This is a genomic window from Pantoea vagans, assembly GCF_004792415.1.
Classification (GTDB): Bacteria; Pseudomonadota; Gammaproteobacteria; order Enterobacterales; family Enterobacteriaceae; genus Pantoea; species Pantoea vagans.
Window position 1 is genome coordinate 3,627,424 of the sequence record NZ_CP038853.1, and the last position, 20,424, is coordinate 3,647,847.

The following is a 20,424-nucleotide window of genomic DNA, read 5'->3' on the forward strand; positions in this document are numbered from 1 at the left end:
TGTGCTTAAACGCTTTTCAAAGCGTAGCAACATCTTAAAGGTATTCCACCTTCAGGATCTCATACTCAACGTCGCCGCCCGGGGTTTTTACGATAGCCACATCATCGGCCTCTTTACCCACCAGGCCGCGCGCCATTGGCGAATTGACCGAAATCAGATTTTGCTTAAAGTCCGCTTCGTCATCGCCCACGATGCGATACGTGGCTTCTTCGTCGGTCTCGACGTTCAGCACGGTCACCGTGGCACCGAAGATCACGCGGCCGGTTTTCGGCATCTGCGTGACATCGATAACCTGCGCATTGGAGAGTTTGGCTTCAATCTCCTGAATACGGCCTTCACAAAAGCCCTGCTCTTCACGCGCAGCGTGATATTCCGCGTTCTCTTTTAAATCGCCATGTTCGCGTGCATCAGCGATAGAGGCGATAATGCGCGGGCGCTTCACGGTTTTCAGCTCGTTCAGCTCTTCGCGCAATCTTTCAGCGCCTCTTAACGTCATCGGAATCTGATTCATTTAAGCTCCTCGCCCTCTTTCCTGTTTAACGATGTCATCCTGACCGGTGACCGCAGAAAAAAGCGCTCTGCGGCGCATTAGCCCGTTTTTGCAAATAAAAGAATCCTGACCCGGAGATGCCTCCAGGCCAGAAAAGAGTTTTGCAATTTGATACGTATTTTACCCCAGAGTTCCCTGCGGGTCATCGTTTACTTTGCACCGCCCAGCGACGTAGTATTGACGCCCTCACCTGCCAGTTACCGCGAGATTATGCGATTTTCACGACTTGTTACCGGATTAAGCTGCGCATTTATGCTGCAGGCACACGCAGCGCCAGTTGATGAATACATGCAGTACCTGCCAGATGGCGCCAATCTGGCGCTGATGGTTCAGAAAGTGGGTGCATCAACACCGATTATTGATTACCACGGCAAACAGATGGCCCTGCCCGCCAGTACCATGAAAGTGGTGACGGCGCTGGCGGCACTACTGGAACTGGGTGGCGACTTCCGTTTTCAGACCACGTTTGAGACCCGGGGTGCCATTATTGATGGCACCCTGAACGGCGATTTAGTTGCACGTTTCGGCGGTGATCCGACCTTAAGCCGTCAGGATCTGCGCAACATGGTCGCGGCGATAAAGAAGCAGGGCATTAACCATATCAAAGGCAACCTGGTTATCGACACCTCGGTTTTTGCCAGTCATGACATGGCACCGGGCTGGCCGTGGAACGATATGACCCAGTGCTTCAGCGCCCCGCCGGGTGCCGCGATTGTGGATAAAAACTGCTTCTCGGTGTCGCTCTACAGCGCTAATACGCCGGGTGAAAATGCGTTTGTGCGCATCGCTTCCTATTATCCGGCGCATATGTACAGCCAGGTCCGCACCATCGGCCGTAACAGCGGTGAAGGGCAATATTGTGAACTGGATGTGGTTCCGGGTGAGCTGAACCGTTACACCCTGACAGGCTGTATGCGCCAGCGTGCCGAACCGCTGCCGCTGGCCTTTGCGGTGCAGGATGGCGCGGCGTGGGCGGGTGAAATCCTGAAGGCAGAGCTGCGGTCATCAGAGATTGACTACAGTGGCCATCTGGTACGCCAGACGCAGGTCACGGAGCCAGGTACCGTACTGGCATCGACCCAGTCTGCCCCGCTGCATACGCTGCTGCACACCATGCTGAAGAAGTCAGACAACATGATAGCCGACACGGTCTTCCGCACCATTGGTCATCACTACTTTAACGTGCCTGGTACCTTCCGCGCCGGACAGGATGCCGTCCGCCGTATCCTGAAAGCCAAAGCCAACGTCGATATGGGCAACAGCATTCAGGTCGATGGTTCCGGTCTGTCGCGCCACGATCTGATTTCGCCGCAAACCATGATGCAGGTGTTGCAGTTCATTGCGAAGAATGACAATACGCTGGATTATATTTCGATGCTGCCGCTGGCGGGTTATGACGGCACACTGCAGTATCGCGGCGGACTGCATGAGGCGGGACTGGATGGCAAGGTCTCGGCGAAAACCGGTTCACTGCAGGGCGTCTATAATCTCGCGGGCTTTATTACCACGTCCAGTGGTGCACGTGTGGCCTTTGTTCAGTTCCTTTCCGGTTATGCCGTGCCGCCGGAAGATCAACGTACCCGCCGTATTCCACTGGTACGTTTTGAGAGCCGACTCTACCGCGATATCAATCAGAACAACTGATAAAGCAGAGATAAAAAACGCAGCGGGCGATCACCCTGCTGCGTTTTTTTATGGCTGAACCGATCAGAAGCGGGTGTTCACGCTCATATAAAATGTGCGCCCCGATTCGTTAAAGGTATTGGCTCCCGCGCCGTAGAGGTAAGCGCCGGTGGTGGTATTGCCGGTGGTTTGCGCGTTGCCCTGCCGGAAATGACGCTTGTCGAACAGGTTGTCGATACCGACCGTGACGCTGGCATACTGATTAACATCATAGGTGCCGCTCATCCCCACCACCGAATAGGGGCTGACCTGATCGGTCGCGCTGCCGGTGACGGCGTTACCCTTATAGTCATACTTCTTCGGCACCTGTTTACCGTACCAGGTCAGGGTTGTCTGGAGAGACAGATCCTGCGTCGCCTGCCAGCTCAGCGTCGAATTGAGCGTATACGCCGGAATAATTGACAGACGATCGCCGGTCTCTTTATTTTTGCTTTGCAGCATATACGTGAAGTTGTTGTTCCACGTTACGCTGTCGGAGAACGGGACGTTAACCGTACCTTCCAGCCCCTCAACCACCGCTTTTGGCACATTTTCCCATTTGTAGATGTCGGTTTTGCCGTTAGACGCCGTGCCGGTGGGAGCCGTGCCTGCCTCAATCTTGTTCCGGTAGTCGTTGCGGAACCAGGTCAGACCCGTCTGATAGCCGTCGCGCTTCCATTCCAGTCCAATCTCTTTATTAATGCTGTTTTCCGCTTTCAGGTCATCATTACCCATCAGATAACAGGCACCGGTACTGGCTGCGCAGCCCTGACCATTGCTGTAAAGCAGGTAGTTCGGGTTGGTCTGGTAGAGGCTCGGCGCTTTATAAGCGCGCGCAATGCCCATTTTCAGGGTGACCTCATCGCCTAAGCCCTGAGAGAGGTTGAGCGACGGGCTCCAGTTATCGCCGACGATCGAATGGTGATCGAAGCGCAGGCCTGGCGTCAGCATGGTGCTATCGGTCAGCTCAATATTGTCTTCCGCAAACAGTGAGAAGATCTCCGCCTGCGAATAGGGAGAGCGTCCGGTGGAGGCGATACCCGGAATCGAGCCGTAGCTGGCGGCCTGCGTCGTCGAGGACGGATCCTTCATCCGCTGCTGATTCCATTCCGTGCCAAAGGTTGCGGTCTGATTCACCAGCCACTCAAACGGCACGCTGATCTCGCTGTGCAGCAACACATCATCCAGCTGGATGGTGTTGAAGTTGCTGTTGGAAAAGATACCTTCAGTGCCGCCCGCCAGCCCTTCATTCAGGCGCGAGTTGCGGGTGTTTTCATACTGCGCATAGGTATTGGTGCTGATGCCATTATCCCAGGCGCCGGTCCACTTAACCGAAAAGTTCTGCCGATAGAGCCGGTTGGTCTCGTCTCCATATTTGCTTTTCACAAGCGCGTTGGTATTGGTGTTCTGGGTGTCGCCAGCATAGAGGTTGCCCTGACGGCTGTAACCGGCCCCCACTTCCAGCGCCTGCATTGGTGCAAACGCCCAGCGCAGCAGGCCATGAACATCTTTATTGACTGAACCTTCCCGGCCCGCCGGATAGGATCCTGCATAACTGCCGGTGCGGTCAGCGGCGTGACCTTCATTAATGTCGTAAGCGTCGGCCTGCGTTTTTGCCAGACCGCCATAGAGCCGGAAACTGACATCATCGCCCAGCGGTCCTTCAAGACTGAAGTTGGTACGCCGCGTCGCGCCCTCCTCCTTGTGTTGCGGCACGTTGTAATAGGCGCTCCACGAGCCGTGCCACTGATTATCCATCTCTTTTTTGGTGATGATATTGACCACGCCACCCGCCGCACCATTGCCGTAGCGGGCCGCTGCCGGACCGCGGATGACGTCAATGCGGTCAATGATCTCTGGCGGAACCCAGTTCGTGTCGCCGCGTGTGTCGCGCTCGCCACGCCAGCCAAGCCGCACGGAATTACGGCTGGTTACCGGCAGCCCATCGATCAGAATCAGGGTGTTTTCCGGTCCCATTCCACGGATATCGATCTGACGGTTGTTTCCGCGCTGGCCGCTGGTGGAGTTACCGGTCAGGTTGACACCTGGCATGGTACGGATGATTTCGGCAACATCGCGCGCAGGCGGATGTTTTTTGATTTCGTCGGCGGTAATCGTCGATACGCCAGGTGCCTGCAGCGTCTGCTCAGCGGCGGTGACCGTCATGGTGCCGTCGTGGATCGTATCTGACGTGTTGTTGATCGCCGGGTCGCTGTGGGCTTCGGCAGCCACTGCGCCAGCAGAAATGAGAGAGGCAGTAAAACCCAGTTCAATCATAATGGCTAACGAAAGCCGGGATAACTTTTTCATTTTTCTGTTCCTGGAGTGCCAGCGAGCATGCCACTGCCGGCGTACCGGTAAAAAGGTCATAACCTTGCCTGCAACGCATTAACCCTCCCGCCACACCTGCTTCAGAACCGCGTTACGTCCGTCTGAAATCCGATGCGGCAGAGAGAATGCGCGCGCTCCCTGTCGAGCGGAAACACCCTATTGCAAATGCAAATAATTATCAATACTATTATCTGTAACATGCATTACCCTAAGCAAGTGTGATTGAATCATGGCGCGAATGGCGTGGTTAAACGAAGAGACCGGCAGCGAACGCTGGTGGCATCATCAGCAGCAACAGGGCATTCCCCTGATTGAACCCGGCGAAAAGGGGACCTGTCAGGTCACTTTTTTCTGGCGTGATCCGCAGGGTGACCCGCTGCACTCTGATACCCGGCGCGTCTGGATCAACATTACCGGTGTAACCGATCATCATCACACAGCCTCACCTTCCTCCTTAACACCTGTTCCTGATACTGATGTCTGGTGGTGGCAAACCACCCTGCCCGCTGACTGGCGCGGCAGCTACTGCCTGATCCCTGACAACCAGAAAGAGACGTTTACCGGGCAGGCTGATATGCATGCGCTGCGCCAGTGGTGGAGTCAGAAATTCAGGCACGCACAAAGCGATCCGCTCAATCCGCTGCGGAGCTGGTCGGCCGGGCGTGGCATGAGCGTCTCACCGCTGCATCTGCCGCTTGCGCCTGAGCAGCAGATATGGCGTGCAGTTGATGAAGGTCGCGCCACCACTCTTCCGCTGCAGCAGCATCTGTGGCGCAGCCAGCGGCTGGGCAATCAGCGTCAGGTCTGGCTTTATGTCACCGGCGAGGCAGATGCTGCCGATCGTCCGCTGGCACTGCTGCTGGATGGTCAGTTCTGGGCGCACAGCATGCCGGTTGCCGGTCCGCTTCAGGAACTCACTGCGGCAGGCGAATTGCCTCCTGCGGTCTATGTCATGATCGACATCATTGACCGCGAACACCGCACGCGTGAGCTGACCTGTAATCCCGATTTCTGGCTGGCGATTCAGCATGAGCTGTTACCACAAATTCAGCAGCGGGCACGGTTCCGGGCCGACAGCACGCTGGTAGCCGGACAGAGTTTTGGCGGCCTTTCTGCCGCTTACGCCACCCTGACCTGGCCGGAAACCTTTGCGGGTGCCGTCAGTCTTTCCGGTTCGTTCTGGTGGCCCGCACGCGGCGACCCGAATGGCTGGCTGCCGCAGCAGTTACAGCAGGGTTTGCTGCAGGCGCCCTCACGGCGCTTTTATCTGGAGGCGGGACGGCGCGAACGCCTGATTCTGGCGGCAAACGCGCAGTTTCAGCGCGATCTGACGGTGGCAGGACATAAGGTCAGCTATCACCCGGTTGAAGGTGGTCACGATGCGCTGTGCTGGCGCGGCGGGCTGCTGGCAGGCCTCAAAGCTATGTGGCAATCGTCATAACCCGCTGAACTCCCGGCGCCTGTGCGCCATTAAAAGAAAAAGGATACGCAGGAGAGCGGCGTTAACGCGCCCGACGACTTCGGACAGGAGACCAACATGCAACAACGCAATCCTTTCGACGATCCCCAGCAGGATTGTCAGGTGCTGAAAAACGATCAGCAGCAGTACAGCTTATGGCCCGCCTTTTGTGCGGTTCCGCCAGGATGGCAGCCTGTTTATGGGCCCGAACCACAAGCCCGTTGCCTGAACTGGCTGAATGAAAACTGGCACGATATCCGTCCGGTTATGACGCAGGATAGTGGGAGCCGCAATGTCTGAGACCACTCTGAACCCGCTGACAGAGCAAAAAACATTGCCGCTGGTGGCCGCTCAGCCCGGTATCTGGATCGCTGACCAGTTATCCCCCTATTCCAATGCCTACGCCGTGGCGCATTTCGTTGAACTGCGTGGTGCGCTGAACAGCGCGCTGCTGTCTCGCGCCATCGTTGCCGGCATGCAGGAAGCGGACACGCTGAATATGGCCTTTGGCGAGCAGGAGGGTGAACCGCTGCAGTGGCCTGCCCCCCAGCATTTTCGCGAGCCTGAAATAATCGATCTGCGCGATGCCGCCGATCCGGCGGCGGCCGCACGGGCGCTGATGCAGCAGGATATGTCCGGCGATCTGCGGGTGCTGAGCGGTGCGCCGCTCTATCATCACAGCCTGCTTCGGCTGGGCGAGGATCACTGGTACTGGTATCAGCGCTACCATCATCTGGTGGTCGATGGTTTCAGCTTCACCGCCCTGACCCGCCGCATCGCCCATCTCTACAGCGCCTGGCAGCACGGCGACACGCCGGAGCCGAGCCCCTTTGTCCCGTTCAGCGAGGTCGTCGACGAGTATCAGCGCTATCAGCACTCTTCGACCTGGCAGCGCGATCGTCAGTTCTGGCTGGAAAAAGGGGCGCATTTACCTGCGCCCGCCTCGTTATCTACGCTGCCGCTGGCGGGGCAAAGTGCCAGCACCAACCTGCTGCGACACACATTTGCTGTGGAGCAACACACCTTTCAGGCGTTGCTGGCGCATACTCAGCAGCAGAATCTCAGCGCGGCGGACACCGCCTTTGCGCTGGTGGCGCTGTGGCTGGCGCGCCTCACCGGTCAGAACGACTTTGCCGCCGGTTTCATCTTTATGCGCCGCATCGGCTCGGCCGCGCTCTGCACCACCGGTCCGGTGATCAACGTATTGCCTATGGCGATCCATTACGATCCGGCGCAGCCGCTGACGGCACTGGCCGCGCAGCTGGCGGGTGAGGTCAGAAAAATGCGCCGTCATCAGCGTTACGACGCTGAGCAGGTGCAGCGCGATCTGGGGCGATTGGGTGACAGCGCTCCGCTCTATGGGCCGGTGATTAACCTGAAGATGTTCGATTATCAGCTCGATTTCGCCGGCATTGAAGGCATCACTCATCAGCTGGCATCAGGCCCGGTTCGCGATCTGGAGATTGCTATCTACCTCAGCGAACAGGGCGACCTGACGCTGGAACTACTGGCTAATGCAGAGCGCTACCGCGAAACCGTGCTGAAGCAACATGCCAGCCGCTTTGGTCTGCTGCTTCAGCAGCTTGCCGTCCGGCCAGCGTGCGCCTGTGGTGAGCTGGATATGCTGATGCCGGAAGAACATCAGCAGCTGGCAGCGGTCAATCAGACCGCCGTGATGCTGCCTGCAGAGACGCTAAGCAGCCTGCTGCTGCTGCAGGCGCAGCGGACGCCGGACGCCGTGGCGCTGGCGGATGAGGCGCATCAGCTTAATTATCAGCAGATGCAACAGCAGGTCGCCGCGCTGGGACAACAGCTGATTGCGCAGGGTGTGACGCGGGGTGACATCGTCGCCGTGGGGCTGCCGCGCTCGGTCTTTTTATCGCTGGCACTGCAGGCGATTGTCAGCACAGGCGCAACCTGGCTGCCGCTTGATACCGGCTACCCGGACGATCGGCTGAAGATGATGCTGGAAGATGCCGCGCCGAAAACGCTGATCACCTGCCGCGAACTGGCAGACCGGCTGGCGGCTCTCTCACCGGTTGCGCCGCTGTTTTACGACGCGCTGTTAACCCCGGTTGATCGCGTGCTGACACAGGCTCCGGGTCCGCATGATGGTGCTTACCTCATCTATACCTCTGGTTCGACCGGTCGGCCAAAAGGCGTGCTGGTCAGTCATGAGGCAATCGTCAACCGGCTGCTGTGGATGCAGGATCGCTATCCGCTCGGCGGTGATGATGTCGTGCTGCAGAAAACGCCGAGCAGCTTTGATGTCTCGGTGTGGGAGTTCTTCTGGCCCTTGATCGCTGGCGCACAGCTGGTGATGTCACCGCCTGATGCCCACCGCGACCCGGAAGCCCTGCAGCAGCTGTTTGCCCGCTACCGCGTGACCACCACCCATTTTGTTCCCTCGATGCTGGCGGCCTTTGTTGCCTCGCTGCAGGATGACAACGCGATAGCAAGGTGCACCACCCTGCGCCAGGTGTTCTGCAGCGGCGAAGCGCTGCCCGCTGAGCTGTCGCGCCAGTGGCAGACGCTGACCCGGGTACCCTTGCACAACCTGTATGGCCCGACCGAAGCGGCAGTGGATGTCAGCTTCTACCCGGCGTTCGGACCCGCGCTGGCGGCCGTCGACGGTGCCAGCGTGCCGATTGGCTTCCCGGTCTGGAACACCGGCTTACGGATTCTGGATGCGCGCCTGCAGCCGGTGCCGCCTGGCGTGGCGGGCGATCTCTGGCTGACCGGCGTGCAGCTGGCACAGGGTTATCTGGATCGTCCCGACCTCACGGCCAGCCGGTTTGTGGCCGATCCGTGGGGTCACGGCTCCCGCATGTACCGCACCGGCGATGTGGCGCGCTGGCTGCCGGATGGTGCGGTGGAGTATCTGGGCCGCAGCGACGATCAGCTTAAAATCCGCGGACAGCGCATCGAGCTGAATGAGATCGACTATGCCATGGCTGCGCTGCCTGGCATTGTGCAGGCCGTGACGCATGCAGTGGTCCTGGGCAGCAGCAGCGACCAGCAGGGTGATGCCCGCCAGCTGGTCGGCTATGTAGTGGCAGATGGCCCGATTGATGCCGACGTCATGCGCCAGACGCTGGCGACACAGTTGCCCGCGCATATGGTGCCGGTGGCGATTGTTCAGCTGGCGGCATTACCGCTCAGCAGCAACGGCAAGCTGGATCGTAAAGCGCTGCCGCTGCCACAGACCCGGACAGCAACTGCCGGTCGTGCGCCGCACCCTGGTCTGGAAACCACGCTGGCGCAGGCGTTCGCCACGCTGCTGGAACGTGAGTCCGTCAGCGCACAGGATGATTTTTTTGCGCTGGGTGGCCATTCGCTGCTGGCGATGCGGCTGGCGGCGCAGCTGCGGCGGACGCTGAATCAGTCGGTATCAGTGGGCCAGATTATGGTGGCAGCCACGGCAGAAAAGCTGGCCGCCCTGCTCAGTAGCGAATCCGCGGAGACAGCCCGCGCCGGATTTGAGGCGGTCTTGCCGCTGCGGCGCACTACCGGCCCGACCCTGTTCTGCTTCCATCCCGCCTCCGGTTTTGCCTGGCAGTTCAGCGTGTTGCAGCGCTATCTGGATGCCCGCTGGTCGCTGCTCGGTATTCAGTCACCCGACATCACCAGCCCGCTGAATCAGGCGCAGCACCTTGATGCGGTGTGTGACGCACATCTGGCCACGGTACGCCAGCAGCAGCCAGAGGGCCCCTACTATTTCCTGGGCTATTCACTGGGCGGCACGCTGGCACAGGGTATCGCTGCGCGGCTGGAGGCCGAAGGTGAAACGGTTGCCTTCCTCGGGCTGCTGGATACCTGGCCGCCAGAGACGCAGAACTGGGATGAACGGCGCGGCGAAAACGTGCTGGACCCGGCGGTGCTGGAAGAAGTGAATCGGGAGCGCGAGCAGTTTATCGCGGCACAGCGCGAGCAGGCCGGTGAAGGGATGGCGGCGCTGTTCACCACCATTGAAGCCAACTACGCCAGTTCGGTGCGCCTGCTGGCGACGGCACGCAGCACCCGCTTCGGGGGACACGCCACGCTATTCCTGGCGCAACAGACGCAGCAGCCCGGTCAGGATGCGCGTCGCGCCTGGGCGCCCTGGGTCGGTGAACTGACCGTCTGGCCGCTGGACTGCGCGCACGTCGAGATCATCTCACCCCGCATGTTCGGGCAGATTGGCCCACGACTGCAGCAGTGTCTGGCGGCTCTTAATCCCTGAGCCGTCCTGACCTCGCGCTTTCTTCACCGGAGAAGGCGCGGGTCAGCCTCTGCCCAGCGGCACAATCATCGGCGTACCGGCCACGGGATCGTTAATGATAACGCAGCGCAGGCCGTAGATCGCTTCTATCAGTTCCGGCGTCACAATCTCCGCCGGTTTCCCTTCGGCAACGATTTTCCCGTCGCGCATCGCTATCAGGTGGCTGGCGTAGCGGCACGCCTGATTGAGATCGTGCAGCACCACTACCAGCGTTCGGCCATGCTGCTGATTGAGATCCTGCATTAATTCCAGCAGTTCAATCTGATGGGCGATATCCAGCCAGGTGGTCGGTTCATCCAGCAGCAATAGCGGTGTCTGCTGAGCCAGCACCATCGCAATCCACACCCGCTGCCGCTGACCGCCAGAGAGCGTATCAACTTGCTGCTGCGCTAAATCGGCCACGCCGGTAGCCTGCATGGCCTGCTGCACCGCTGCCTCATCTTCCTGTCGCCAGCGCCCGAACAGCGACTGGTGCGGATAACGCCCGCGCGCCACCAGTTCGCTGACGCTAATACCCGCAGGCGCATTCGAGCTTTGCGGCAGCAGTCCCAGCCGACGTGCCACCTCTTTGGTGGCGTAGTGAGCAATGGTATTGCCATCCAGCAGCACCTCGCCCTGCAGCGGCGAGACCAGGCGGCTTAAGGTACGCAGCAGCGTCGATTTTCCGCAGGCGTTGGGACCGATGATCACGGTCAGCTCACCGTCAGGGATCGCTACAGAGAGATTCTCCGCCACGATTTTTTTGTCATAGCCCAGCGTCAGCGCGTCGCCCTGCAAACGTGTTGTCACTTTCATTGACGTCGTGCCTCCCGCACCAGTAGCGCAATCAGATAGAGTCCGCCCAGGCTGACCGTGATTACGCCAACCGGCAGCTGATAAGGCAGGAAAAAGTGCTGCGCGGCGTAATCCGCGGCGATTAACAGCAGCGCGCCACAAAAGGCCGCCAGCGGCAGCGCGCCTTTAGTACCACCACTGAGCCGCCGCGCAATCTGCGGTGCCAGCAACGCAATAAAGGAGATCGGACCGACCAGCGCCGTTGAGGCGGCGGTGAGGATAACGCCCGTCAGCATCAGCATGAGGCGGCTGCGCTCAACCGGAACGCCCAGCGCGCAGGCCGTGTCGTCACCCATCTCCAGCAGTCGCATGCGGCGGGCCAGCATGCCTGTTGCCAGCAGCGCCAGCAGCAGCACGGTGATCACCGGCGTGGTTTTCGCCCAGGTAATGCCGTTAAGTGAACCGGCGCTCCAGAGCCCGGCGCTCAGTGCCGCCTCCAGTGAAGCACTGATAATCAGCCAGCTGTTCAGCGCCATCAGCAGTGCCCGCACGCTGATGCCGACAATAATCAGCCGGAAGGTCTCCACGCCGTTGCGCCAGCTGAACAGCCAGACCACACCTGCAGTGAGCAGCCCGCCTGCCAGCGCCGCCAGCGTCATCCCTTCCATGTTTTGCTGGAACAGCACCAGCGCCACCAGCACACCGCTGTAAGCGCCGGTGTTAAAACCCAGAATATCGGGACTGCCCAGCGGGTTGCGCAGCAGCGACTGAAAAATCGCCCCGCTGACGCCCAGCGCTGCACCAATCAGCAGCGCCATCATGACGCGCGGCAGACGCCACTCCAGCACAATCAGCTGAACATTGCGCGCCGCCTCGCCGTTGAGAAGTGCCCATAACTGGCTGGCGGAGATCGGTAAGGTGCCACGCGTGACGCCCAGAAAAGCCAGCACCCCGCAGGCCATCAACAGCAGCAGCGTATTGATCATCATCCGTGTCATATCTGCCCTCTTCCCGGCTTACGGCGCACCAGCACAATCAGCATCGGCGCACCGAGAATGGCCGTGACAATTGACACGCGCAGTTCACCCGGCACCAGCAGCCGTCCCAGAATATCGGCCGCCAGCAGCAGACAGGGAGTGATCACCAGGGTTCCCGGCAGCATCCAGCGATGATCGTTGCCCAGCAGCCAGCGGGCCAGATGCGGTGTCATTAACCCGACAAAGGCGATGGGGCCGACTGCCGCCGTCGCCGCACCGCTCAGCAGGGCAATCGCCAGCAATCCCACCAGTTGAGTACGCATCACACGGGTGCCCAGCGCGGTTGCCATATCTCCGCCCATACTCAGGCTGTTGAGCGAACGTGCCAGCAGCAGCGCCAGCAGACTCCCGGCCACGACCGCCGGAAAGACAGTGCGCAGAATGGCAAAATTGCGGATATCCAGCGAGCCGCTGTGCCAGAAACGCAGATGATCGTAAATATCGGGATTAAGCAGCGACAGGCCAGACGTTAAGCCCTCCAGCACCGCACCCAGCGCCACACCTGCCAGCGTCAGACGCAGCGGATTCACGCGGCCGCCGCCGATCGCACCCGTCATGGCCACCAGCAGCGACGCCAGCAGTGCACCCGTAAAAGCAAAACCCAGCCATTCCGCAGGAGAATCGGCGCCAGAGAGGGCGATGCCAAGCACCACCGCAAAACCCGCTCCGGCATTCACACCAAGAATGCCTGGGTCAGCCAGGGGATTGCGCGTCAGGCTCTGCATCAGTGCGCCCGCCAGACCTAAACTGATCCCGGCCAGCAGTCCCGCCAGGGTTCGCGGCAGCCGGGCATCGCGCACGATCACGCAATCGATGCGGCTGCAGTCGGAGAGTAAGGCATGTGTGACATCATGAAAGGGGACAGGTCTGGCTCCCAGCATCAGGCTGAGCGCGATAAGCAACAATAGCAGCATACCTGAACCGGCTATTGCACGGAGTTGACGCATAACGTTTAAACCTTCACGAATTCAACATGGCCCGCAATTGCGAGTGTTTATGATAATGATACTTGTTATCGTTATTAACTATTTTTTGTATGTTACCATGACTCTCAGATTCAATAATGAGGAAAATGGGTGCAAAAAAGCGACGCTATGAACAAACCCTCCCATTTTATCGATCTCACTCTGCTGAGAACCCATCCCGCCTTTCGCGCCCTGTTTATCGCCCGCTTTATCTCGATTGTCGCTCTCGGCATGCTGGCGGTGGCGGTCCCGGTTCAGATTCAGCAGCTGACGCAATCACCATTGCTGGTAGGACTGGCGGTGACGCTGGCCGGAGCCGGTATGTTTATCGGTCTGCTGACCGGCGGCGTGCTGGCCGATCGCTATGAGCGTCGTCGTCTGATCCTGTTTGCCCGATCCACCTGTGGCCTGGGCTTTGCCGCGTTGTGCATAAATGCCCTGCTCCCTTCACCGTCGGTCATCGCCGTCTTCGTGCTGGGACTCTGGGATGGCTTTTTCGGCGCGATAGGCGTCACGGCGCTGCTGGCAGCCACCCCGGCACTGGTCGGGCGTGAGAATCTGATGAAAGCGGGTGCCATTACTTTGCTGACGGTGCGCTTTGGCGCGATTCTGTCACCCGCGATTGCGGGTATGGTGATTGCTCAGGGCGGTGTGGCGTGGAACTACGGGCTGGCCGCGTTCGGCACGCTGCTGACGGTGTTAACCCTGTTGCGATTGCCGCCGCTTGCGCCACCGCCGCAGCCGCGTGAACATCCCATAAAGGCACTAAGCAGCGGCGTCCGCTTCCTGTTCGATACGCCGATTGTAGGTATGGCGGCGCTGACTGGCGCGCTGGTGACGTTAGCCAGCGCGGTGCGCGTGCTCTATCCGGCGCTGGCCCCTCACTGGCAGGTCGGTCTGACGGAGCTGGGGCTGATGTACGCCGCCGTGCCGTTGGGTGCTGCGACAGGCGCGCTGACCAGCGGACGGCTGGCGCAGTCGCCGCAACCGGGCCGCCTGATTCTGGTCAGTGCCATCGCGGCATTCGTCGCACTGGCTCTGTTCAGCCTAATGCCGTTGTTCAGCCTGAGTCTGATCTGCCTCGTGGCCTTTGGTTATTTCAGTGCCATCAGCAGCCTGGTCCAGTACGCGCTAATTCAGACGCTGACGCCCGATGCACTGCTTGGCAGGATCAACAGCCTCTGGACAGCACAGAATGTCACCGGCGATGCGATAGGTGCAGCAATAATTGGCGCGATGGGTTCACTGCTATTGCCACAGCAGGCTGCCGCCCTCTCTGGCCTGGCAGCCACCGTGCTGGGTCTCATCATGTGGCTGCTGATGGCCCGCCTGCGACGCTATCAACGGCCTGCCCCCGACGAAGCCACATCATGATTTCACGAACAGCGCTTCCAGCCGTGTCAGTAAATGACTGGCGCTGTAGTAGTCGAGACGAAAGCTATCCAGCCCCAGCGCATAGACTGCTTTATCGCGCACCGCTGGGGTCTGCGCCAGAAAAGCATTGCTCATTACCTGCGCAGCCGTGTTATCCTCGGCGGCGAACAGCAGATAAGTCTGTCCATTCAGGCCTTCCGCCAGATTTTCGCCTGATAGCTGAAGAATATCTTTACGCTGTCCCATGCTGTGAGCGGACTGAAGCGTCGCCGGTGGCGTTGCCAGCGTGAAGCCCAGCGCCTGCAGTAACTTCCCCTGTGCTGATGCCTCCGTCCAGAGATTCACAGCCCGGCCATCTCCGTTCCACACCATCGCAGAAACCGGCTGCGGAGGCAGGGTCAGCTTTGCCTTCAGCGCCTTTTCACGCGCGTCGAACTCGCTTATCCGGGCAGCGGCATCCGCCTCATGCCCGGTCGCCTCACCCAGCAGCGTCACCAGCTGCTGCCAGCTTTTATCGTCATAGTTAACGACCAGTACCGGTGCAATCGCCGAGAGCTGATCGGCCAGTTTGATCGCTGAATCATTACCGGTGGCGCTGACCACAATCAGGTCTGGCGCTTCCGCAGCGATCGCTTCCGCATTGGGTTCGCCAATATAGAGCCGCTTTACGCCACGCTGTTTCGCCACATGCCCCCACTGCCGGAAGAATCCCTGCTCATCAGCCAGCCGGCTGCCGGGTGCGGTTGCGCCACTGGCAATTAATGGCGCATCAATCGCCAGCAGCGAGCCGGTCAGGGTGACACTGGTTGAGACAATGCGAGTCGGTGCCTGAGCCAGGGTAACCTGACCTTTTGCCCCCGCGAAGGTGCGCGGCCAGCCGGTCTGTGCAACAGCGGTCACGCTGAACAGAGTGATACTCAGCAAAAACAGCGCTAATGCCGACGTTACTCCCTGTTTAGTCATTTGTTTTCATCCTATTTATCTCCGGTAATCCGGGCGACAACTTGTGCTGATTTAACCAACAAAACCAGCTGAATCACCGCGTATTTATTGACACCTCCGGCTATTCGACGTAGGTTACTGCAACATAATACAAATGATAATCATTATTAGTTATCTTATCATTTATAGGTGAAATTATGGTGGAATCGCTGGCATTTGAACATCCCCTGCTGCAGGATTTTCCGGCACTCTGCCGTGGCTTCCTGTTTACTTCTCCCTGGCGAAGCCTGACGACTCAGGGCTGTTTTACGACACTCACTGCTCCGGTAAACCAGGGCGAGCAGCTGACCGGAGAGTTTCAGCAACAACTGCAGCATCATTTTGCCTCGGCAAGAAAACAGGGCATAGCCCATCCCATTCTGGTAGGTGCGATCCCGTTCGATGTGGATCAGCCCGCTGCACTGTTTATCCCTGAGTCGTATCAGACCTTTCAGCGTGACGATCTGAAAGCCCACGCCTCATCGGCTGAAAGCGATCTGCCAAAAGTTCGTCGCCGTACGGCGCTGCCGGATCACGACACCTTCACTGACATGGTTGCGCAGGCCGTGGCGGCCACGCAGCGCGGCGATCCGGATAAAGTGGTGCTGTCGCGGCTGATGGAGATCGTGGCGGAACAGCCGGTCGATACGGCCGCCCTGATGCAGCGCATCCTGGCGCAGAACCCTGACAGCTATCACTTTCATCTGCCGCTGCCCGATGGCGGCGCGCTGGTGGGTGCCAGCCCTGAACTGATGATCCGTAAGCAGGGCCGCCAGTTCAGCTCCTGTCCGCTGGCCGGTTCAGCGCCACGCAACAGCGATTCACAGCGTGACCAGGCCTCAGGTGACAGCCTGATGCGGTCAGCCAAAGACCGGCATGAACATAAACTGGTGACGGATGCGATGCGCATGACGCTGCAGCCGCGCAGTCGCCTGCTGTCGGTCCCGGAAATCCCTTCCCTGCTGACCACCCCGACACTGTGGCACCTCGCCACGCAGATTCGGGGTGAAGTGCTGGACGACCGCGAAAATGCGCTGTCACTGGCCTGCCTGCTGCATCCGACACCGGCGCTCAGCGGCTTTCCGCATCAGCGTGCTCAGGCGCTGATTCAGCAACTTGAACCGTTTGAGCGTCAGCTGTTTGGCGGCATCGTCGGCTGGTGTGACGATCAGGGCAACGGCGAATGGGTCGTCACCATTCGCTGCGGCACGGTGAATGGTCCGCGGGTCCGGCTGTTTGCTGGCGCGGGCATCGTGGCGGACTCACAACCTGAATCAGAGTGGCGCGAAACCGGCGTCAAACTCGACACCATGCTTCGCGCTTTTGGATTGCACTAAAGGAACCTGTATGACGATTTCTTACAGCCGCTGGCCGGACGATCTGGCCGCACGTTACCGTGAAAAAGGGTACTGGCTGGATCTGCCGATGACCGACATCCTGGAACGTCACCGCGACAGCGAATGCGTGGCGGTGATTGATGGCGACCGGCAATTTACCTATCGCCAGATGGCCTCACTGAGTGACAATCTGGCAGCGGCCCTGCAGCGTCGTGGCCTGAAACCCGGTGATACGGCGCTGGTGCAGCTTGGCAACGTGGCGGAATTTTATCTGACGCTGTTTGCGCTGTTCAAAATCGGCGTCGCCCCGGTTAACGCCCTGTTCAGCCATCAGCGTACCGAACTGGTCGCCTATGCCAGTCAGATCGCGCCGTGCCTGTTGATTGCCGATCGCAGCCATCCCCTGTTCGCCGATGACGCCTTTATCACGCAGCTTCGCCGGGAACAGCATTCACTGCAGCAGGTGATCCTGCGTAATGACGCTCATGCGGAAAACAGTCTCGACACCCTGCTGGCAGAACCCGCAGGTGACTTCAGGGCAACCCCGACCGCAGGCGATGACGTCGCTTTTTTCCAGCTGTCGGGCGGCAGTACCGGCACTCCGAAGCTGATCCCGCGTACCCACAATGATTACTACTACAGCATCCGGGAAAGTGACGTGATCTGCGGGGTCAACGAAGATACCCGTTACCTGATTGCCCTGCCCGCTGCGCATAATTTCCCGATGAGTTCTCCGGGCGCGCTGGGCGTCTTTTACGCGGGCGGCCAGGTGATCTTAGCGGCCGATCCCAGCGCGACCCTCTGTTTCCCGCTGATTGAAAAACATCAGGTTACTGATACCGGCCTGGTTCCACCCGCGGCCAGTCTCTGGCTACAGGCGATTCAGGAATGGGGCAGTAATGCCGCGCTGGCCTCACTGCAACGCATTCAGGTCGGTGGCGCAAAGCTGGGTGAAACGCTGGCTGCGCGCATTCAGAACGAGATGGGCTGTACCCTTCAGCAGGTGTTTGGGATGGCGGAAGGTCTGGTGAACTACACCCGGCTGGATGACGATGAACAGACCATTCTCACCACGCAGGGACGCCCTATTTCTCCGGATGACGAGGTGTGGGTTGCAGATGAACAGGGGCAACCGCTGCCGGTCGGTGCCATTGGGCGCCTGATGACCCGCGGTCCCTACACGTTCCGCGGCTACTACAACAGCCCGGAACATAACGCCGCCAGCTTTGATGACCAGGGCTTCTACTGCTCTGGCGATCTGGTTGAGATCACCCCCGCTGGCAACATCATTGTGCAGGGTCGGGAGAAAGATCAGATCAACCGGGGCGGCGAAAAGATCGCAGCTGAAGAGATTGAAAACCTGCTGCAGCGCCATGTGGATGTGATCCACGCGGCGCTGGTCTCTATGAGCGACGAACTGATGGGTGAAAAGAGCTGTGCGTTTATTGTCACCCGTCAGCCGGTGAAACCGGTGGCGCTGCGTCGTCACCTGCGTGAACTGGGCGTCGCCGAATTTAAGCTGCCCGACCGTATTACCTGCGTAGATGCCCTGCCGCTGACCGCGGTCGGCAAGGTGGACAAAAAACGTCTGCGCCAACAACTTGCCGATCAGCGTGCGCAAGCCTGATCTGTCCGGAGAATTTTAATGGCTATTCCACAACTGACCTCTTATCCGCTACCTGACGCCACTGAGTTGCCGAACAACAAGGTGAAATGGACGCTGGAGCCGGGCCGTGCTGCCCTGCTGATCCACGATATGCAGCGCTATTTCCTTAACTTCTGGGGCGATAACAGCCCGCTGGTTGAGCAGGTCGTTGACAATATTGTCCGCCTGCGACGCTACTGCAAAGCGCAGGGCATTCCGGTGTTTTATACCGCTCAGCCTAACGCGCAGAGCGATGAAGATCGTGCGCTGCTCAACGATATGTGGGGACCCGGCCTGAATAAACATCCCGATCAGCAGAAGATCGTGGAGGCGCTGGCACCGGATGAGCACGATCAGGTCCTGACCAAGTGGCGCTACAGTGCGTTTCACCGCTCGCCGCTGGAGGCGATCCTGCAGGAGATGGGCCGCGATCAGCTGATTATTACCGGCGTCTATGCCCATATCGGCTGCCTGACCACCGCCACGGATGCGTTTATGCGTAATATCCAGCCGTTTATGGTGGCCGATGCGCTGGCTGACTTCAGCCGTGAGGAACATATGATGGCGCTGACCTACACCGCGGGTCGCAGCGGAAAGGTGGTGATGACCGCCGATCTGATGCCTGTGCCGCTCAGCAAAGACGAACTACGCGCGCTGATCCTGCCGCTGCTGGAAGATGATGAGGTGCCGGGCGATGATGAAAACCTGATCGACTACGGGCTGGATTCGGTACGCGTGATGGCGCTGGCGGCACGCTGGCGTCAGGTACATCGTGATATCGATTTTGTCAGCCTGGCCAGAAATCCGAGCATCGACGGCTGGTGGGCGCTGCTGTCGCGGGAGCCCGCTGAATGAGCCATGTATCCGATTTCAGCGGTAAAATCGTCTGGGTGACCGGTGCCGGTCAGGGCATTGGCTACCACACAGCGCTGGCTTTTCACCAGGCGGGCGCGCAGGTAGAGGCCTTTGATCTGCAGTTCCAGGGTCATGACTATCCGTTTTCCTGTCACATCATGGATGTAGCCGATCCGGCGCAGGTAAAATCAGTGTGTCAGCGGATGCTGGCCGCCCAGCCGCGCATCGATGTGCTGGTCAACGCAGCCGGTATTCTGCGTACTGGTACCACCGATGCGCTCTCATTTGCTGACTGGCAGGCCTGTCTTAACGTCAATGCGGGCGGTGCGTTTAACCTGTTTCAGCAGACGCTGCCGCGCTTTCGCGAACAGCGCGCCGGTGCCATCGTTACTGTCGCATCGAATTCAGCGCATGCACCGCGCATTGGTATGTCCGCTTATGGTGCGTCAAAAGCCGCGCTGCGCAGCCTCTGTCTGACCGTGGGTCTGGAAATGGCGCCTTACGGTGTGCGCTGTAATATTGTTTCGCCTGGCTCCACTGACACCGATATGCAGCGCAGCCTGTGGCACACACCAGCCGGCGAGCAGGAGATGATTGCGGGCTTCCCGGATCAGTTTAAGCTGGGTATTCCGCTGGGCAAGATCGCGCAGCCGCAGGAAATTGCGGCCACCGTTCTGTTTCTCGCGTCGGATCTTGCCAGCCATGTGACGCTGCAGGATATTGTGGTCGATGGCGGCGCAACCCTGGGAGCCTGATAATGACAGCGATCTGGAAACGATCCCTTGATCTTCCTGCACTGAACAAGCTGGGTGAGCACTCACTGGTGGCGCATCTGGGGATCGTTTTTACCGCAATTGGTGACGATTATCTGGAAGCGACAATGCCGGTCGATGCCCGGACGCAGCAGCCGTTCGGGTTGCTGCATGGCGGCGCCTCCGTGGTGCTGGCGGAGTCGATGGGTTCAATTGCCGGGTATATGGCGGTGGAAGAAGGCAGCAGCGTGGTCGGTGTTGAAGTTAACGCCAGCCATCATCGCGCGGTGTCAGCGGGACGGGTGCGGGGGACCTGCCGTCCACTGCATCTGGGTAAACGCAGTCAGAGCTGGCAGATTGAGATTCGGAACAGTCGGGATCAGCTGTGCTGCACTGCGCGACTGAGCGTAGCGGTCATGAGCTAGCGGCAGAAAGAACGAT

16 protein-coding genes are annotated in these 20,424 nt (G+C 59.4%); 10 read left to right on the plus strand and 6 right to left on the minus strand.

Annotated features, from left to right (window positions below):
- Window positions 1–34: 34 nt before the first annotated feature.
- Entirely contained in the window at window positions 35–511 is a 477-nt protein-coding gene (gene greA, locus EGO56_RS17075) for a transcription elongation factor GreA (protein ID WP_010251811.1), read from the minus strand.
- Window positions 512–760: 249 nt separating this feature from the next.
- Between greA and dacB the strand changes: the two genes are divergently transcribed.
- On the plus strand, window positions 761–2,194 hold the full coding sequence (gene dacB / locus EGO56_RS17080; protein ID WP_010251813.1) for a serine-type D-Ala-D-Ala carboxypeptidase: 1,434 nt from the start codon (window positions 761–763) through the stop codon (window positions 2,192–2,194).
- A 63-nt stretch (window positions 2,195–2,257) separates the two neighbouring features.
- Here the strand turns inward: dacB and EGO56_RS17085 are convergent, their stop codons facing one another.
- Complete coding sequence (locus tag EGO56_RS17085; RefSeq protein WP_135910332.1) at window positions 2,258–4,522, minus strand: TonB-dependent siderophore receptor; 2,265 nt, start codon at window positions 4,520–4,522, stop codon at window positions 2,258–2,260.
- Window positions 4,523–4,772: 250 nt separating this feature from the next.
- Here EGO56_RS17085 and fes point away from each other — a divergent pair, with 250 nt between their 5' ends.
- From fes to EGO56_RS17100, 3 genes are all read left to right on the plus strand, one after another.
- Window positions 4,773–5,984 (plus strand): enterochelin esterase, encoded by a 1,212-nt coding sequence (fes, locus tag EGO56_RS17090; protein WP_135910333.1) that lies wholly within the window; start codon window positions 4,773–4,775, stop codon window positions 5,982–5,984.
- 96 nt (window positions 5,985–6,080) lie between these two features.
- Window positions 6,081–6,302: an MbtH family protein gene (locus EGO56_RS17095; protein WP_135910334.1), complete on the plus strand. Its 222-nt coding sequence runs from the start codon at window positions 6,081–6,083 to the stop codon at window positions 6,300–6,302.
- On the plus strand, window positions 6,295–10,224 hold the full coding sequence (locus EGO56_RS17100; RefSeq protein ID WP_135910335.1) for an enterobactin synthase subunit F: 3,930 nt from the start codon (window positions 6,295–6,297) through the stop codon (window positions 10,222–10,224). The genes EGO56_RS17095 and EGO56_RS17100 overlap by 8 nt, the downstream gene beginning before the upstream one ends.
- Window positions 10,225–10,266: 42 nt before the next feature.
- On the opposite strand, the gene EGO56_RS17105 is transcribed toward EGO56_RS17100, so the two are convergent.
- From EGO56_RS17105 to fepD, 3 genes are read right to left on the minus strand one after another with little or no spacing between them, the layout of a single operon-like run.
- Window positions 10,267–11,058: an ATP-binding cassette domain-containing protein gene (locus EGO56_RS17105; protein WP_135910336.1), complete on the minus strand. Its 792-nt coding sequence runs from the start codon at window positions 11,056–11,058 to the stop codon at window positions 10,267–10,269.
- Window positions 11,055–12,035 carry an iron-enterobactin ABC transporter permease gene (fepG, locus tag EGO56_RS17110; RefSeq protein ID WP_135910337.1) on the minus strand — a complete coding sequence of 327 codons (981 nt, stop codon included), beginning with the start codon at window positions 12,033–12,035 and terminating at the stop codon, window positions 11,055–11,057. The genes EGO56_RS17105 and fepG overlap by 4 nt, the downstream gene beginning before the upstream one ends.
- Window positions 12,032–13,021 (minus strand): Fe(3+)-siderophore ABC transporter permease, encoded by a 990-nt coding sequence (fepD, locus tag EGO56_RS17115; protein WP_135910338.1) that lies wholly within the window; start codon window positions 13,019–13,021, stop codon window positions 12,032–12,034. Before fepD ends, fepG begins: the two co-directional genes overlap by 4 nt.
- Before the next feature lie 147 nt (window positions 13,022–13,168).
- Between fepD and entS the strand changes: the two genes are divergently transcribed.
- Entirely contained in the window at window positions 13,169–14,413 is a 1,245-nt protein-coding gene (gene entS, locus EGO56_RS17120) for an enterobactin transporter EntS (protein ID WP_135910339.1), read from the plus strand.
- Here entS and fepB read toward each other — a convergent pair.
- Entirely contained in the window at window positions 14,408–15,376 is a 969-nt protein-coding gene (fepB, locus tag EGO56_RS17125) for a Fe2+-enterobactin ABC transporter substrate-binding protein (RefSeq protein WP_135910340.1), read from the minus strand. The genes entS and fepB overlap by 6 nt on opposite strands.
- A 176-nt stretch (window positions 15,377–15,552) precedes the next feature.
- Between fepB and EGO56_RS17130 the strand changes: the two genes are divergently transcribed.
- Genes EGO56_RS17130 through EGO56_RS17150 form a run of 5 tightly spaced genes read left to right on the plus strand, consistent with a single transcriptional unit; the run spans window position 15,553 to window position 20,408 of the window.
- Entirely contained in the window at window positions 15,553–16,731 is a 1,179-nt protein-coding gene (locus tag EGO56_RS17130; protein WP_135910341.1) for an isochorismate synthase, read from the plus strand.
- A 10-nt stretch (window positions 16,732–16,741) separates the two neighbouring features.
- Window positions 16,742–18,358: a (2,3-dihydroxybenzoyl)adenylate synthase gene (locus EGO56_RS17135; RefSeq protein ID WP_135910342.1), complete on the plus strand. Its 1,617-nt coding sequence runs from the start codon at window positions 16,742–16,744 to the stop codon at window positions 18,356–18,358.
- Window positions 18,359–18,376: 18 nt separating this feature from the next.
- Window positions 18,377–19,231 carry an isochorismatase gene (locus EGO56_RS17140; protein WP_135910343.1) on the plus strand — a complete coding sequence of 285 codons (855 nt, stop codon included), beginning with the start codon at window positions 18,377–18,379 and terminating at the stop codon, window positions 19,229–19,231.
- The gene (gene dhbA / locus EGO56_RS17145; RefSeq protein WP_135910344.1) at window positions 19,228–19,986 is read left to right on the plus strand and encodes a 2,3-dihydro-2,3-dihydroxybenzoate dehydrogenase; all 759 of its coding nucleotides are present in this window, start codon (window positions 19,228–19,230) and stop codon (window positions 19,984–19,986) included. The genes EGO56_RS17140 and dhbA overlap by 4 nt, the downstream gene beginning before the upstream one ends.
- 2 nt (window positions 19,987–19,988) lie before the next feature.
- A complete protein-coding gene (locus EGO56_RS17150) occupies window positions 19,989–20,408 on the plus strand; it encodes a hotdog fold thioesterase (protein WP_135910345.1) in 420 nt (139 codons plus the stop codon).
- The last annotated feature ends 16 nt before the right edge of the window (window positions 20,409–20,424 follow it).